The 14960-nt window shown below is 54.8% G+C and carries 16 protein-coding genes and 1 other annotated feature; of the genes, 4 read left to right on the top strand and 12 right to left on the bottom strand.

The window, feature by feature from the left end; all coding sequences use genetic code 11:
- Window positions 1-56: 56 nt before the first annotated feature.
- The gene (gene moaC, locus BN3772_RS06640; protein WP_042197997.1) at window positions 57-530 is read right to left on the bottom strand and encodes a cyclic pyranopterin monophosphate synthase MoaC; all 474 of its coding nucleotides are present in this window, start codon (window positions 528-530) and stop codon (window positions 57-59) included.
- Window positions 520-1161 (bottom strand): 5-formyltetrahydrofolate cyclo-ligase, encoded by a 642-nt coding sequence (locus BN3772_RS06635; protein WP_042197995.1) that lies wholly within the window; start codon window positions 1159-1161, stop codon window positions 520-522. Before BN3772_RS06635 ends, moaC begins: the two co-directional genes overlap by 11 nt.
- Window positions 1162-1391: 230 nt before the next feature.
- Here BN3772_RS06635 and BN3772_RS06630 point away from each other — a divergent pair, with 230 nt between their 5' ends.
- The gene (locus BN3772_RS06630; protein WP_042197992.1) at window positions 1392-3341 is read left to right on the top strand and encodes an ABC-F family ATP-binding cassette domain-containing protein; all 1950 of its coding nucleotides are present in this window, start codon (window positions 1392-1394) and stop codon (window positions 3339-3341) included.
- Window positions 3342-3725: 384 nt separating this feature from the next.
- Here the strand turns inward: BN3772_RS06630 and BN3772_RS06625 are convergent, their stop codons facing one another.
- The 9 genes from BN3772_RS06625 to BN3772_RS06590 all read right to left on the bottom strand — a co-directional run bounded on the left by BN3772_RS06625 (window position 3726) and on the right by BN3772_RS06590 (window position 10670).
- Window positions 3726-5282: a 2-isopropylmalate synthase gene (locus tag BN3772_RS06625; RefSeq protein WP_042197989.1), complete on the bottom strand. Its 1557-nt coding sequence runs from the start codon at window positions 5280-5282 to the stop codon at window positions 3726-3728.
- A 62-nt stretch (window positions 5283-5344) separates the two neighbouring features.
- Window positions 5345-5636 (bottom strand) — a binding site (T-box leader).
- 37 nt (window positions 5637-5673) lie between these two features.
- Complete coding sequence (locus BN3772_RS30545; protein ID WP_157643554.1) at window positions 5674-5865, bottom strand: hypothetical protein; 192 nt, start codon at window positions 5863-5865, stop codon at window positions 5674-5676.
- 194 nt (window positions 5866-6059) lie between these two features.
- The gene (gene tsaD, locus BN3772_RS06620) at window positions 6060-7109 is read right to left on the bottom strand and encodes a tRNA (adenosine(37)-N6)-threonylcarbamoyltransferase complex transferase subunit TsaD (protein WP_042197987.1); all 1050 of its coding nucleotides are present in this window, start codon (window positions 7107-7109) and stop codon (window positions 6060-6062) included.
- Window positions 7106-7630, bottom strand: coding sequence for a ribosomal protein S18-alanine N-acetyltransferase (rimI, locus tag BN3772_RS06615; RefSeq protein ID WP_042197985.1), 525 nt, complete (start codon window positions 7628-7630; stop codon window positions 7106-7108). Before rimI ends, tsaD begins: the two co-directional genes overlap by 4 nt.
- Window positions 7627-8457: a tRNA (adenosine(37)-N6)-threonylcarbamoyltransferase complex dimerization subunit type 1 TsaB gene (gene tsaB, locus BN3772_RS06610; protein ID WP_042197983.1), complete on the bottom strand. Its 831-nt coding sequence runs from the start codon at window positions 8455-8457 to the stop codon at window positions 7627-7629. Before tsaB ends, rimI begins: the two co-directional genes overlap by 4 nt.
- Window positions 8454-8945 carry a tRNA (adenosine(37)-N6)-threonylcarbamoyltransferase complex ATPase subunit type 1 TsaE gene (gene tsaE / locus BN3772_RS06605; RefSeq protein ID WP_042197981.1) on the bottom strand — a complete coding sequence of 164 codons (492 nt, stop codon included), beginning with the start codon at window positions 8943-8945 and terminating at the stop codon, window positions 8454-8456. Before tsaE ends, tsaB begins: the two co-directional genes overlap by 4 nt.
- Window positions 8946-9050: 105 nt before the next feature.
- Entirely contained in the window at window positions 9051-10058 is a 1008-nt protein-coding gene (locus BN3772_RS06600) for a DMT family transporter (RefSeq protein ID WP_042197979.1), read from the bottom strand.
- Window positions 10059-10238: 180 nt separating this feature from the next.
- On the bottom strand, window positions 10239-10424 hold the full coding sequence (locus BN3772_RS06595; protein WP_042173300.1) for an H-type small acid-soluble spore protein: 186 nt from the start codon (window positions 10422-10424) through the stop codon (window positions 10239-10241).
- A 66-nt stretch (window positions 10425-10490) separates the two neighbouring features.
- Window positions 10491-10670, bottom strand: coding sequence for a hypothetical protein (locus tag BN3772_RS06590; RefSeq protein WP_042197977.1), 180 nt, complete (start codon window positions 10668-10670; stop codon window positions 10491-10493).
- Window positions 10671-10826: 156 nt separating this feature from the next.
- Between BN3772_RS06590 and ku the strand changes: the two genes are divergently transcribed.
- The 3 genes from ku to ligD are packed head-to-tail and all read left to right on the top strand — an operon-like array spanning window position 10827 to window position 13689.
- Window positions 10827-11798 (top strand): non-homologous end joining protein Ku, encoded by a 972-nt coding sequence (gene ku, locus BN3772_RS06585; protein WP_042197975.1) that lies wholly within the window; start codon window positions 10827-10829, stop codon window positions 11796-11798.
- A 33-nt stretch (window positions 11799-11831) separates the two neighbouring features.
- Window positions 11832-12779, top strand: a complete 948-nt coding sequence (locus BN3772_RS06580; RefSeq protein ID WP_042197973.1) for an ATP-dependent DNA ligase — start codon at window positions 11832-11834, stop codon at window positions 12777-12779.
- 25 nt (window positions 12780-12804) lie between these two features.
- Window positions 12805-13689, top strand: coding sequence for a non-homologous end-joining DNA ligase (gene ligD, locus BN3772_RS06575; RefSeq protein WP_042197972.1), 885 nt, complete (start codon window positions 12805-12807; stop codon window positions 13687-13689).
- Window positions 13690-13892: 203 nt separating this feature from the next.
- On the opposite strand, the gene BN3772_RS06570 is transcribed toward ligD, so the two are convergent.
- Window positions 13893-14744, bottom strand: coding sequence for a YitT family protein (locus BN3772_RS06570; RefSeq protein WP_042198061.1), 852 nt, complete (start codon window positions 14742-14744; stop codon window positions 13893-13895).
- Window positions 14745-14960 lie beyond the last annotated feature (216 nt).

Genomic DNA, 14960 nt, shown 5'->3' with positions numbered 1-14960 from the left:
ATGGACGGCCGCAGTCTGCAGCCCGCTGCGCTTCTCTCTTGCAGCACCCGGGCTGTCTAAGCTTCCAGCACGTAATCCCCGTTCTTTCCGCCGCTCTTGGATACGAGCATCGTCGGTCCGATAACCATATCCTTCTGCAGCGCCTTACACATGTCATAGACGGTCAGTGCAGCCGCAGAAACAGCCGTCAGCGCCTCCATCTCCACACCGGTCTTCCCGGCCGTCTTCACGGTTGCTTCTATATAAAGTTCATCTTTGCTGTTATCCGAGAAGGCGATATCTATACCGGTCAGCGGCAACGGGTGGCACATCGGTATCCAGGCAGACGTCTGCTTCGCAGCCATTATGCCGGCTACCTGTGCAACAGCCAGAACATCCCCTTTACTGATTCTTCCGGCCTTGATTGCCTCAAGTGTCCCGGGGTCCATCGTTACCTTGCTCTTTGCAGCCGCCGACCGCTTGGTGACCTCCTTGTCGCTGACATCCACCATTCGCGCGCGGCCCTGCTCGTTAAAATGACTAAATTCCATGCCGTCTCTCCTCCCGGAAATCCATGACGCCGTCTTCGGTAATTAACAGGTCCATGCAGGCATCATGATTATCCATCGGTACCTCTTCAATCACCTGCTGGCCGAAGGACAGGCCAATCCAAAGCGTGTCTCTTCCTGATCCGGAGGCCTCAGTATCCAGCCCGGCCCGTAACCGGTCGTAGTATCCGCCTCCGTAGCCCAGCCTTCCGCCGCGCTTGTCAAATGCCAGCCCTGGCGCGAAAATAAGCTCCGGCCGGTGCAGCGGGACCTGCATAACTGCGGAATCAGCTGCAGGCTCCAGAATACCGTATGCCCCGGGTACAAGCTCTTTCCATGAGTGTACCGGATGCAGGCTCATCATTCCTGTGGCTTGTATCACACGGGGCAGCAGCACAGTGCAGCCCGCTGCCCATGCACTGCTGATCAGCGGGCGTGTATCCAGCTCCGAGCGGAACGGAACATAGGCAAGCAGCGTCTTTACCCCTTCGCCTGCCAGCCATTCCGCCGCATGCCGGCAGACCAGAGAAGACAGCTGCTCTCTCTGGCCCCCCGGAAGCTTACCGCGTGCAGCAGCAGCCGCTGCACGCAGCTCCCGCTTCCACTCAGCGGTCCGGTCACTCCGGACTGTCATGTGCAGCCGCCTCCCCTTACGTATTTACCTGACTTATCATTGTTTGTAAACTCAGTTTACCACTCTTCCCCCCGGTTCGCCAAGGTTGTATCATTTGCCCTGTTACACGAATCATACAATCCGTCCCCCTCGCGCCGCAGAAGCTTTTCATGTAAACTGTAGTATAAGCAAGTTTAACAGCCGGGCTATATCGTCCGGGCGAATATGCAAGGGCGGAGGGTTCAATCAGTATGCTTCTTCAAGCGACAGGAATTTCGAAATCATATGGTGTTCAAAGCGTGCTGGACGGCATCAGCCTGCAGGTGAACGAAAAGGAACGGGTAGGCCTTGTAGGTGTCAACGGAGCCGGAAAGTCCACCTTTTTACAGATTATCGCAGGTGAAATGTCCTTTGACAGCGGACAAATTCATAAATCCAAAGAGACAACCGTCGGCTATCTGGCCCAGAACAGCGGCCTGCAGTCCGACAAAACCATTCAGGAAGAGATGCTGGCTGTATTCGCTCCTCTAATTGAAGCAGAGAATGAGCTGCGCCAGATGGAAGCGGACATTGCCGATCCGAAGCTGGCTAATGATGAGAAGCGGTATGAGGATCTGCTGGAGCGTTATGCCAAGCGCTCAGACTGGTTCAAGGACCACGGCGGCTATGAGATGAATACCCGGATCCGCAGCGTGCTGCACGGTATGGGCTTCGGTGAATTTGCACCGGATACGCCTATCTCTACGCTTAGCGGGGGGCAAAAAACCCGGCTGGCGCTGGCCCGCATTCTGCTGCAGGCTCCCGACCTGCTCATGCTGGATGAGCCTACGAATCATCTGGATATTGAGACACTGACCTGGCTGGAGGATTATCTGCGCGGGTATGCCGGCGGCATTCTGGTCGTTTCCCATGACCGTTATTTCCTCGACAGGCTGGTCACCACTATTGTAGAAATCGAACGCCACCAGTCCCGGCGGTACACAGGCAATTACAGCCGTTATATGGAGCTGAAGGCGGCGGAATATGAAATCCGCATGAAACAGTATGAGAAGCAGCAGGATGAAATCTCGCGGATGGAGGATTTCGTACAGCGCAACATCGTGCGCGCTTCCACCACCAAACGTGCCCAGAGCCGGCGCAAGGCACTGGATAAGATGGAACGTATCGACAAGCCGCTCGGCGACCTGAAGAAAGCAAGCTTCTCCTTCGAGCCCGACTTCATGTCCGGCAAAGAGGTGCTGCAGGTGCGTGATGTCGCCGTAGCATTCAATGAAGCTGCGTCCCCGCTCTTCCGCGGCGCTTCCTTTGAGCTGCGGCGCGGAGAGACAGCTGCACTAATCGGGCCGAACGGAATCGGCAAGTCAACACTGCTGCAATGCCTTACCGGCACCCGGGAGCCTTCCGCAGGAACCGTTAACTGGGGTGCCAAGGTTAAAATCGCTTACTATGACCAGGAGCAGACACGCCTTAACCCGCGCAACACTGTGCTTGAGGAGCTGTGGAGTGAATATCCTATGCTGGAGGAGGCACGAATCCGCACGATTCTCGGCAACTTCCTGTTCAGCGGCGAGGATGTCCTGAAGAAGATAGCTGCGCTGAGCGGCGGGGAAAAAGCCCGGGTGGCCCTCTCCAAGCTGATGCTGCGCGGTGCTAATATGCTTATACTCGATGAGCCTACCAACCATCTGGATCTGGTAAGCCGCGAGGTGCTGGAGTCGGCACTCATTGATTTTGAAGGTACCCTGCTGTTCATTTCCCATGACCGGTACTTCCTGAACAAGATGGCTGAACGTGTTCTGGAGCTGCATCCGGCCGGCATTGACCAGTATCTTGGCAATTACGATGATTATATTGATAAGAAAAAAGAGCTGGAGGCTATTGCTCTGGAGGAAGCCGGGCTCATTGCAGCCAAAGCTGCACGGATTGCCGAGTCTGAAGCTCTTGATAAAGGCAGCGCCTCTTCCTTTGAAGCGGACAAAGCAGCCAAGCGTGAGGAGCGCAACCGCCAGCGGCGGATTTCTGAGCTGGAAGAAGCTATTGCCCGCTTGGAGGAAGAGATCGCCGTAATAGAGATTGAGATGACAAAACCTGAGGTTTATCAGGATTATATGGCACTCCAGCAGCATGAAACCGACCTGAAGAATAAGAAGGAACAGCTTGCCGGGCGGTTTGACGAATGGGAGCAGCTTGCTGACGAATAATGTAAATGCATTAAATAAATATTTTTTAACTGTTCCCGATTTGTTCAAAATTAGTTATACACATATCTATCCACAGTTTTCGTGTATAACCCCTAATAAAAAAAGGCCCAACGGGCCTTTTTTTATGCATTAAATCAGCATTTTGTTTGTCAAGTACTTTTTATCCACCGAATTGTCCACATTATCCACAATTCCCACAGAAACCTGACACCGAAAAACCGCTTCCTTCCGGGGTGTCTGAAACAGGCGTTATTGCTGATTTTACACGGTTTTTACACAACTAAGGCGGAATATGTGGATAACGTTGTCCACAGCTTGACAATTTCGGCATTCGCTAATTTTCTACTTTTTTTGACATACGCTCAGCATGCTGCTTCTTTGGAATTACACTGCCTTTTCCCGGCCTTTTTCGGTTTCATCAGAGAGCAGAGCCGCATTGCAGGCAGCCACGTAGGCAATTCCTGCTGCCATGACAATATCCCGGTGAATGGCTGTTCCCCTGAATTTGGTCCCGCTGTATTCTACCATAACCGCAGCTTCAGCCTGGGCCTGCTCCCCGCTGCCCAGCGAATGCAGCTCAAGGCCGTCAAAGCCGATACCTTCAGTAATCCCTTGGCTGATTGCCGCAATAACAGCCTCCAGCGGACCCGCACCCGTGCTGGTATAAGCTTCATTCGCTCCTGTCTTCAGGTTGCGTACCGTAACTGCAGCTACTCTATGCGGGGAACTGCCGGCCAGCACCTGGACATCCCCCAGCTCGTAGAACTGCGCCTGCTGTCCGGTAGTGCTGCTTATCATCCGCAGCAGTTCATCATCGCTGACAGCTTTTTGGCGGTCAGCGGTCTCTTTAAAGGATTCGTAGAGCGCATCCAGCTCGGCCGCATCCAGAGCTATTCCATACCTGGCCGCACGGTCCTTCAGTGCATGCCTGCCGGAGTGCTTGCCCAGAATAATCATGCTGCGCGGAATGCCGAGCCGTTCCGGGTCCATAATCTCATAGGTGCTGCGGTCCTTCAGCAAGCCGTCCTGATGAATGCCGGACTCATGCTGAAAGGCATTCCGCCCGACAACCGGCTTATTAAAGGCAATCGGGAAATGCATTGCCCCGCTGATCATCCGCGAGGTATCATACAGCTTTTCCAGTACGATTCCCGTCTCTGCGCCAAGTACATCCCCTCTGGTCTCAAGCGCCATAACCAGCTCCTCCAGTGCGCAGTTTCCGGTCCGTTCGCCAACGCCGTTAACCGTAACCTCAATTTGTGTAGCGCCTCCTTCAATCGCCGCCAGACTGTTCGCAACAGCCAGCCCCAGGTCATTGTGACAGTGAGCGCTGTAGCTTACGTTCTGTCCGCCTCTTGCTCCGAGGCGCACCCGCCGGAACATCTCACCGTATTCATGCGGCAGGGCGTAGCCGACTGTGTCCGGTAGATTGATAATACCGGCCCCTTCTTCAATGACGGCCTCAACCATTTCAATCAGGTCATCGATTCCTGTCCGGGCCGCATCCATCGCAGTGAACTCTACCACATCACAGAACTGGCGGGCATAGGCCGTCATTTCACGGGCAGCCGCAACAACCTCAGGGCGGCTTTTACGCAGCTGATGGCGCAGGTGAATATCGGAGGAGGAGATGAACAGGTGAATCCGCCGCCGTGCCGCATCCCGGGTTGCCCGGACAGCCGCATCGATATCCCCGCGGACCGCGCGGGCGAAGCCGCAGATTTCCACTCCCTCTACTTTACGGGAAATGGTCTCCACTGCGGCAAAATCCCCCGGACTCGAGACCGGAAACCCAGGCTCAATCACATCGACTCCCAGCCCGGCAAGCTTATGGGCCAGCACAATTTTTTGCTCCGGGGTCAAGCTGGCACCTGGTGCCTGCTCTCCGTCCCGCAGTGTCGTATCAAAAATCTGAATTCGTTTCTTTACCGGAATAATCATCATAAACCCTCCTGAAATATAAGTTTACAACCATAAAACAACGCAAAAACCCGCCGTCTCTTATAAGAGACGGCGGGTCACCCCACCGCGGTACCACTCTTGTTGACGCATCCGGCTTACCTTCCTGATAAACCGCAAGCTGCGCCCAGCTCACCCCGTATCCGGCTCATCCCCATACGGGTATAGTCCGGCAAATACAGATGTCCGGTAACGGGGACTTCCGTTGCAGCGTACTTCCTGTTTCCGCCGCTCCGCTCCCGGGCGAGATTCAATGCCTATCAGGTGACTGCGTTGCACCAGCCCGCAGCTCTCTGCACACCCTCATCATCTACTGCTCCCGTTCATTGCGTGTAATTCATATAAAAGCATACAAAAAAGCCTGCCGTCTCATTCAAGAGACGACAGGCTGTTCACCTTCGCGGTACCACTCTTGTTGACATTCCGGTTCAGCCGTAATACACAGCCTGCAGAATATCCACTCAACAGTCAGCCAGTTGATCGGGATAACTTCAGCATCCCCCTGTACTTGATTGACCACCCTCTCACGGAGGTTACCCGTAACGGTGTACGAAAGGTCCGGCACACTAGTGCACCGTTTATCGCTCCTCTAGAAAGAGCATCCCGCTTCCACCGCTCCGCTCCAAGACGAGTTCAGGACTCCTTCGGCTGCGTCGCACCTACCCGCAGATCTCTTAACCCGGAGTTACCTTACTGCTTCTCTTCATAGCGTTTCGTTAATTGAATTGGGTTGATTATACTCTTCCTGTTTCAGGGATGTCAATAGGCAGAAACAGACCACTTCTCCAGCGACAGGCCGGGATCGGCAACCATATCCAGCGGCGTACTGCCGTCATGCCGCCATTTCACGTAGGCCGCCGCTCCGATCATCGCCGCATTATCCGTACAATAAACGGCCGGAGGAATAATCAGCTCAATCCCTTCCTTGTCGCAGCGGGATATCAGTGCTTCGCGCAGCCCTTTATTGGCGGCAACCCCGCCGCAGAGCAGCAGCTGCCTGGCCTGGTTGGCTTTTACAGCACGTACAGCCTTCTCGACCAGCACTTCGACGACTGACTCCTGGAAGCCGCGGGCAATGCCTGCCACATCCGGAGCCAGCCCCTTCATCTTGCTCTGGTTGACTACATTCAGTACAGCCGACTTCAGGCCGCTGAAGCTGAAATCATACGAATCCGGCTCCAGCCAGACGCGCGGCAGGGCTACTGCCGCCTCAGCTTCACGGGCCAGACGGTCAACATGCGGGCCGCCCGGATACGGGAAGCCCAGGGCGCGCGCGACTTTGTCATAGGCTTCGCCCACTGCATCATCCCGGGTGCGTCCGATAATCCGGAACTCCCCTTCACGCTCCATATTTACAAGCTCCGTGTGCCCGCCCGATACAACCAGCGTCATACACGGATACTGCAGCTCCTTAACCAGCCGGTTGGCATAAATATGCCCGGCGATATGATGGGTGCCGATTAGCGGCTTGCCCCAGGCCAGCGCCAGGCTCTTTGCAGCCACGACCCCAACCAGCAGTGCTCCGACCAGCCCCGGTCCTTGAGTTACTGCAACAGCCGTAAGCTCTTCCGGCTGTACACCGGCCGCAGTCATCGCTTCCTCAATCACCAGGGTAATCACCTCAACGTGTTTACGGGAAGCGACCTCCGGTACAACCCCGCCGAAGGCGCGGTGGGTTTCAATCTGGCTGGAGATGATGTTAGCCAGCACCTCACAGCCGTCCTTGACAACCGCTACCGAGGTTTCATCACAGCTTGTCTCAATAGCTAATATTAGTACAGGCGCAGCCGCGCCCGCTTCTGTATTCATTTCTGCTCCACTCTTCCTTCCATCATTCCCTGCTCCCCGCCAGCCGGCAGATCCGCCCACATAATGAGCGCATCTTCACGGTTGTCCGAATAGTAGCCCTTGCGGGTGCCGGCCGGGCGGAAGCCTTTTTTACGGTATAAATTCTGGGCTACCTCATTTGAGACCCTTACCTCAAGCGTAATGGATTTCATCCCCAGGAAGCCCGCGGTTTTCATGAGCTCATCAAGCAGCCGCTCGCCCCATTTGCGTCCCCGGTAAGCTTCAAGCAGAGCGATATTCGTTACATGAGCTTCATCGACAATTGCCCACATCCCGGCGTAGCCGATAATCCGGCCCTCCAGCTCCATCACCATGTACTTGGCAAAATGATTATGCGTGAGTTCATTGCGGAATGCCTCCTCGGTCCATGGCATGGTGAAGGCTTCCCGCTCAATGACGAGAATTTCCGGAATATCCTCAAGCTTCATCAGGCGAAAAACAAGCTTACTTCCCTGATCTCCCACTATCATAGGCTCCGTCATACTTGGCCTCTGCTCCCTTCACTGCTCCGGCGCAGATTGGCTTCCGCTTCAGAAAGCTGGGTGTAGTTCGGGACTAACCCGTGAACATCATCACTGCCCTCCAGCAGGCCTGCTTCGCCTAGAAATCCTGCCCAGCGGCCTTCAAGCTCGTACGGTACAGGCTGAATCTCAGCCTTGCCCAGCAACGGCTCAAGACTGGCACTGCTGCCGTGCTGCGCAGTTTCGCCGACAAACCATACCGTATGCGGCTTGCTGCCCTCTGCCTCCGCCTGCTTCAGGCGTTCACCCAGGAACAGCACCCAGTCAGCCATAAGCCGGATCGCATCCGGCTCCAGCCGCTGCGGCGCAGCTTGTCCATCCGCCGCGAAGAGCCCGGTATAGGCTTGTCCCCGGCGGGCATCAATCAGCGGGATAACCCAGTCGGGGCCAAACCCGGTTAATTCAGACGGCTCCGCTGATCCGTCCGCATGCTTCTCCTGCACTGCAGCATATCCGCCCCAGGCGAGCGCATGCAGGCTGGACACACCGGTGACCGGCACCTTCCAGGCCCAGGCCAGTGTCTTGGCTGTTGAAACCGCGATCCGTGTGCCGGTATAGGAGCCCGGTCCGATACCGGCGGCGATGCCTTTCAGCATGGAGGCATCCGTACCGCTGGCCTGCATTGCCTGCTCAATAATCGGCAGCAGATGCACGGAATGGTTCCGCTCCCCGGAAGCATTGATCTCATGCAGTACTCTGCCATCTTCTGTTACAGCCACACCCAGGATAGCCGTCGAGGTATCCAGCGCTAAAAGCCGCTTGCGCGGCCCGTTATTATCGTTCATCATTCTTCGTTACCCCACTTCTCGATCAGTGCGCGGCAGATTCCGGCGTAAGGCTCTCCAGCTGCCGTCACCGTAATCAGGCGTTCCTCAAGCCCGGCCGTTTCCAAGTATATGTGCAGATGCTGCTGCGGCATCAGATCTGGAATGATGCTGCTCCATTCCACGAGGCATACTCCCTGCCCGTAGAAATATTCATCAAGCCCCAGCTCGTCCGCTTCCTGCGGTGAAATCCGGTACACATCCATATGGTACAGCGGAAGGCGCCCGGTATATTCCTTAATAATTGTAAAAGTAGGACTGTTCACAATCCCCTCAACGCCCAGATGGCGCGCAAAAGCCTGCGAAAACGCCGTCTTTCCGGCACCCAAATCACCGTTCAGGCCGATCACCGTACCGGCTGATACCGCGGCGGCTACCTCAGCCGCAAGCGACTCCGTATCCTGAAGGTTATGGGAACGGTAACGGAACACCGTTTCAACATTATTGTCCAAGCTGCAACTCCACCTTATATCAATATCCTGATTAGACATGAACCGGCATATCTTTACCTTACATTTAATTATATCGGTATGCTACTAGTCCCGCAACAACCCCCTCTAGTCGCCGCGGCCGCCCGTAAGGTAGGGGGCAATCTGTCTGCTTGTCCCAGCCTGCTTTTTCTTTGGTGTGCGGCGGGAAAACAGGCTGTGCAGTGCCATCCCGGCAATAATGACTGCAATTCCGGTCCAGGACAGCAGCGAGGGCAGCGGAGCGGACAGAATCAGCATCTCACCGATCAGGGCGAACAGTACCTCCAGCGACTGGGTTGCCTCTACAGCGGCAAGGCCGCTCATGCTGCTGCGCACCATATCAGTTGCCCGGAAGAACAGCACGGTGGCAACAATACCAGAGGACAAAGCCACAATGACAGACTGCAGGGCCTGCGAGCCTGAGGGCAGACCGGTATCGGCCAGGCCGACAAGCGATATAATAAGCCAGAACGGCAGGCTGGCCAGCGTCATGCCAAGGATACGCTGGAATACATCAAGCCGGTCACCGCACAGCTCCATCGTCTTGCGGTTCCCCAGCGGGTAGGCGAAGGAGGCAATCAGTATTGGAATGATTCCCAGAAGAACCTGTGAAGCCTCAAGCTCCCGGGCGTGTTCGGCCTGAAGCAAGGCGACACCGGCAAGAATAATAAGAGACAGTCCGAGGCCGCGAAGCGGAATCCTCCCGCGTTCAAAGATGCGTGCCCCTCCAGGACCCGCAACCCATTGTCCAAAGAACGGGGCCAGCAGGGAGCCGGAAATAATGGTGATCTGCCAGGTTCCGGCAGTCAGCCAGCCCGGCGCATAAGCTGCCGCGAAGCAGATCGGCGCATAGAACAGTCCGAAGCCGACAGTCCCCCACAGCAGCCAGGCCCCGGGGCGTTCTTTCATCACAGCAAGCAGCGGCTTCAGTCTCCCCCTTCCGGCAACAATCGCCATCAGGAACGGCAATGTAAACAAATAGCGCAGCGAAGCGCTCCAGGCCCAGCTCCCTCCCGCCAGCTCCATCCGCCGGTTAAGCACAAAGGTTACCGCAAAAAACAGCGCCGAACAGACGCCAAGCAAAATAGGCCGCATGCTCATCATCTCTTTTCATCAAATTCACCTCCCAAATATAGGGTCAGGCGGCAGCCAGCGTCAACCCTTGTGTAAGCTCCGCGGCAGCTCGAGAAAGCTTTTCCAAAAAAAACAGAGCCTCAAATATCCGTAGTCCGGATACTGCTGCTCTGCCGTTGTGTATTGTTAAAACCGCTGCAGTTATTTGGCCTGCTCCTCCAGCCGCTCTACCCCTACTGTATGGGTATTGGCTGGACGTGAGCCTACCTGTACCGTCGCCATACCGTTCTCCTCGTCCACCCGTTCAATCCATACCGACTCACCGTCCAGATGAACCGGGATCATCTCCTTAGAGGCATAAATATCCTTTGCCCGTTTTACGTCCATGATTCAGGTCTCCTTCGAAAACATATGTTTTATTTTAGTAATGGATACCGCTTCCATACACGCTGCCTACTCCTGCTCCTCATCCGCCTCAGGCTCACCGATCGTTGCATCAGCATCGAGATAACCGGCCTCCGTACCCAGCTCATCTTCAGCGGGATCAGCCACAATATTTGCCCAGTCTACAACCTCGGCGGGAATATCCTGCTCAGACAGATCATCCAGCCATTCCTTGCGTCCATTGTCCACCTTATCGACTCCCTTCCGGCATGTGCTTGGCTTTATTTTTTCCCAAGGCTCGCAAAAAATGCATCAGGGTAGAATCAGCACCGCCACAGCATACTAAACGGTAATTACATCGTTATTGTCAGCTCTTGCAGCACTTATACCCAGGAGGCGATATCTATGCATACCGTTTGGAAAGGGGCCATCAGCTTCGGTCTTGTGCATGTTCCGGTCAAAATGTTCTCGGCAACCGAGGACAAGGATATTTCCCTAAGATACATCCATAAGGAGTGCGGGAGCCCGCTATCCTATGTGCGCAAATGCCCCGTGTGTGAGAAGGAAGTGGCCTGGGAGGAAATCGGTAAGGGTTATGAATATGAAAAGGGCAAGTTCGTCCTGTTCGAAAAGGAGGAGCTGGAGCAGCTGACTGAGGAGAGCAGCAAAAGCATTACCATTCTTGATTTCGTGGATTTAACTGAAATTGACCCGATTTATTTCCAGAAAACCTACTACCTGTCCCCTGACCAGGCCGGCAGCAATGCTTACAGGCTGCTGATGGAGGCGATGCGCCAGACCGGTAAAATCGGAATCGCCAAAATTTCCATCCGTTCCAAGAGCAGTCTGGCAGCAATACGCGTGCTGGAGAACTGTCTGGCGATTGAGACGATTTTTTATCCGGATGAGGTGCGGCCGGTTACTCAGGTTCCCGGACTCCCGGAAGCCGGTATTGTCAGCGACAAGGAGCTGGAAATGGCCAAGCTGCTGATCTCCCAGCTGTCCACTCCGTTCGAGCCGTCCAAGTATACAGACGACTACCGCCAGCGGATGCTGGATCTGATCTCGCACAAAATATCCGGTGAGGAATTCCACATCGCACCGGCGCGGCAGGAGAGCAATGTGATCGACCTGATGGCCGCGCTGCAGGCCAGCATTGAGGCGGTTCAGCATATTCCGAGCGACCCCGGGACAGCTCCCGCCGCAGCTGGAGCCAAGACCAAACCTGCCGCCGGTACCCGAAAAAGAACCGCTAAAGCCAGCGGCGCCCAAGCGGAAGCCGGATCTCCTGTTCTCAGCGAGGCAACCGGCCCTATTCCGGTCATTGCACCCAAGGCTAAACGGCGCAGCACTAAAAGTAAAGAAACCATATCTTAACGCGTACTGTCCAGCTACCAAGGAGGCGGTTTGATGGAAGTAAAGCAGGTGAAGCCGTTTGAGCCGGTGCTTGCCGGACAGCTGCCTTCCGGCAGCCAGTGGATCGCCCAGATTAAATGGGACGGTGTCCGCATGCTCTCCTGCTATGACGGCAGCGCTATAGAGCTTGTTAACCGCCGTGGCAACCGGCGTACCATGCAGTATCCCGAATTGACCGTACAGGGACGTTACTGCCGAGCAGACAGCTATATTCTCGACGGTGAGGTTATTGCCCTGAGCGGGGGGAAGCCGTCCTTTCACGAGGTGATGCGGCGTGACGGCGTAAGAAGCGAAGCGGCTGTCCGGGCAGTACAGCCGCAGGTTCCGGTGCTGTATATGGTATTTGATATTCTGTACTGTAACGGTGAATGGCTGCTCGACCGGCCGTTGTCCTTACGCCAGCAGATGCTGAAGGATGTACTGCTTCCTCACCCGCATGTGCAGAATGTGCCGAGCTACACAGATCCGGTGCAGTTGTTCGCCGCTGCCTGCAAAGGCGGCCTGGAAGGCATCATCTGCAAGGATATACGCAGCACTTATGCCCCCGGCGGCAAGGATGCACGGTGGCAGAAACGCAAGAACATTCTCGACGTGACCGCTGTTGCCGGAGGGGTTACCTTCCGGGATGGAACAGTTAATGCCCTGCTGCTCGGTCTTTATGACGATGAAGGCAGGCTGCACTATATCGGACATGCGGGAGCTGGCCGGCTGACAGCCACGGACTGGCGTAATCTGACAGCACAAGCCCATAATCTGGAGGTGCCCGTCATGCCGTTTACAGGTGTTCCGCAGCGCAGCAAGGATGCGGTATGGATCAGGCCCAGCCTGGTATTCAAGCTGCATTTCCTGGAATGGAACGCCTCCGGCACGCTGCGCCAGCCGGTTATTCAGGCACAGGTTGATCTGCCGCCTGATGCCTGCCGGCTGGAACAGCGGGGTTGAACATTCTTAGAAAGGAGGGCATTCCATGCCGGCTACACTGAAAGGCACCATTACCATTGACGGACAGGAGATTACCGTAACGAATCCGGACAAGCCGCTCTGGCCGGAGATGGGTATTACCAAGCGGATTTATCTGCAGAAGCTGGCAGCCCTCTCCCCCTATCTGCTGCACTACTGCAGGAACCGGCTGCTGACCGTCATCCGTTATCCGCACGGCGTGCCGGGAATGTCCTTCTACCAGAAGAATGCGCCGCAGCCGAGGCCGGAATTCGTCCATACAGCCGCGCAGGACGGGATTACGTATATTGTCCTGCACGGCTTACCGGAGCTGCTGTGGCTGGGCAATCTGGCTGCACTTGAATTTCATCCCTCCCTGCATTATGCAGGAAGTGAACTGCCCTGTGAGTGGATGATTGATCTGGATCCCTCCCTTGAGGTGGAGCCGCGGATCATGGAGGCAGCCGCCCTGGTCGGCGAGGTGCTCAAGTCGCTGGGTCTGGCCTCCGTACCCAAAACCTCCGGGGCGACAGGGGTTCAAATTATTGTACCGGTGCATCGGGGCGTAACCTTTGAGGAGCTGCGGAAAACGGGACATTTTATCGGACGGTATGTAGCCGAAAAGCACCCTGGCCTGTTCACACTGGAGCGGCTCAAAAAGCACCGGGGCGATCGGATTTACTTTGATTATCTTCAGCATTACGGCGGAAAAACGCTGGCTGCACCTTATACCCCGCGCGCAAGGCCGCGGGCTACCGTATCTACACCGCTGCTATGGGAGGAGGTTGCCCGTAACGTTTCACCGCTGGATTTTCACCTGCTGAATATTGAAGAGCGGCTTGCCCGCACAGGTGACCTTATCGCTAAGGTGCCCCCGCAGCCTGTAGGCGAAATCGCTGCAAAGCTGCCTTGATTCCGGACATGCATATCCCCTATAGACAGCAATAAGCCCGCAATTGCCTATAACAGGCTGCGGGCTTATCAGGCGTCCAGCTTTGGGACGGAAGGTATTATATATGAGAATTCGGCACAGCTTGCTGCAGGCACCGGATTGGTTACTCTGACTTTCGTAAATATACCTTCCTTCAGACCGCGTATCCGTTCCCCCGGATGACGCTAGTGGATTGATTTCTTTTTAAAGCGGCCGCCTTTTACATCATGGATATTGCCGATCGCAATAAAGGCGTCGGAATCCCAGTCTTCAACAATGGATTTAAGCTTCGCTTCTTCCAAACGCGTAATGACCACGAAGATCACTTTTTTGTTTTCCCCGGAAAAGCCGCCTTCACCATCGAGATAAGTAACTCCGCGTCCCAGACGTTCTGTCAGCGCTTCACCGATATCGCGGAATTTGTCACTGATAATCCAGACCGATTTGGACTGGTCAAGACCTTCAAGTGTAATGTCGATCATTTTGAAAGCAATGTAATAAGCAATCAAAGAGAACATGGCGTTATTCCAGCCGAAGACAAAGCCCGCCCCCGACAGAATAAAGAAGTTGAAGAACATCACCACTTCACCGACCGAAAACGGCAGCTTCTTGGCGACCAGGATAGCCACGATTTCAGTGCCGTCCAGCGAGCCCCCGTATCTGACTACGAGTCCCACACCGACGCCGAGAATAACGCCGCCGAACACTGCTGCCAGCAGCGGTTCAACGGTAATCGGATTTACCGGATGCAATAATTGTGTGCCGACGGACATTACAACTACAGCAAACAATGTGGACAAAGCAAAGGTTTTGCCGATCTGCTTATATCCGATAATCAGAAACGGAAGGTTGAGCAGGGTCAGCAAGATACCGAGAGGTATATGAAAAATATGGGATAGCATAATGGAAATACCTGTTATTCCGCCGTCAATCAACTCATTGGGAACAAGAAAAATTTCCAGCGCAACGGACATCATCCCCGCGCCAAGCACCATCATGACAATCCGTTGGGCTAGCCGCAGCCTGGCCGCCTTCATAGATCCGGCTTTCAGTGGTTTTTTCTCATCCTCACTCGTAAAGATTTGCTGGCTTACATTCATAGAACTCCCCCTATAAATAAGTATCCAAAGAATAACGGAAAGTATAAGGTTCAAGATACACTTTCTTATGTTTCTTCTCGTACTTATATTATATCATAAAAGACGGTCAAATAAGGTATGGAACATATTCGCGCCTTAGAAAAGTTAAGGTTT

Source organism: Paenibacillus camerounensis (assembly GCF_000723885.1).
Taxonomy (GTDB): domain Bacteria; phylum Bacillota; class Bacilli; order Paenibacillales; family Paenibacillaceae; genus Paenibacillus_AQ; species Paenibacillus_AQ camerounensis.
Note: the sequence above shows the minus strand (reverse complement) of the source record. Positions and strands in the feature narration are given on the sequence as shown.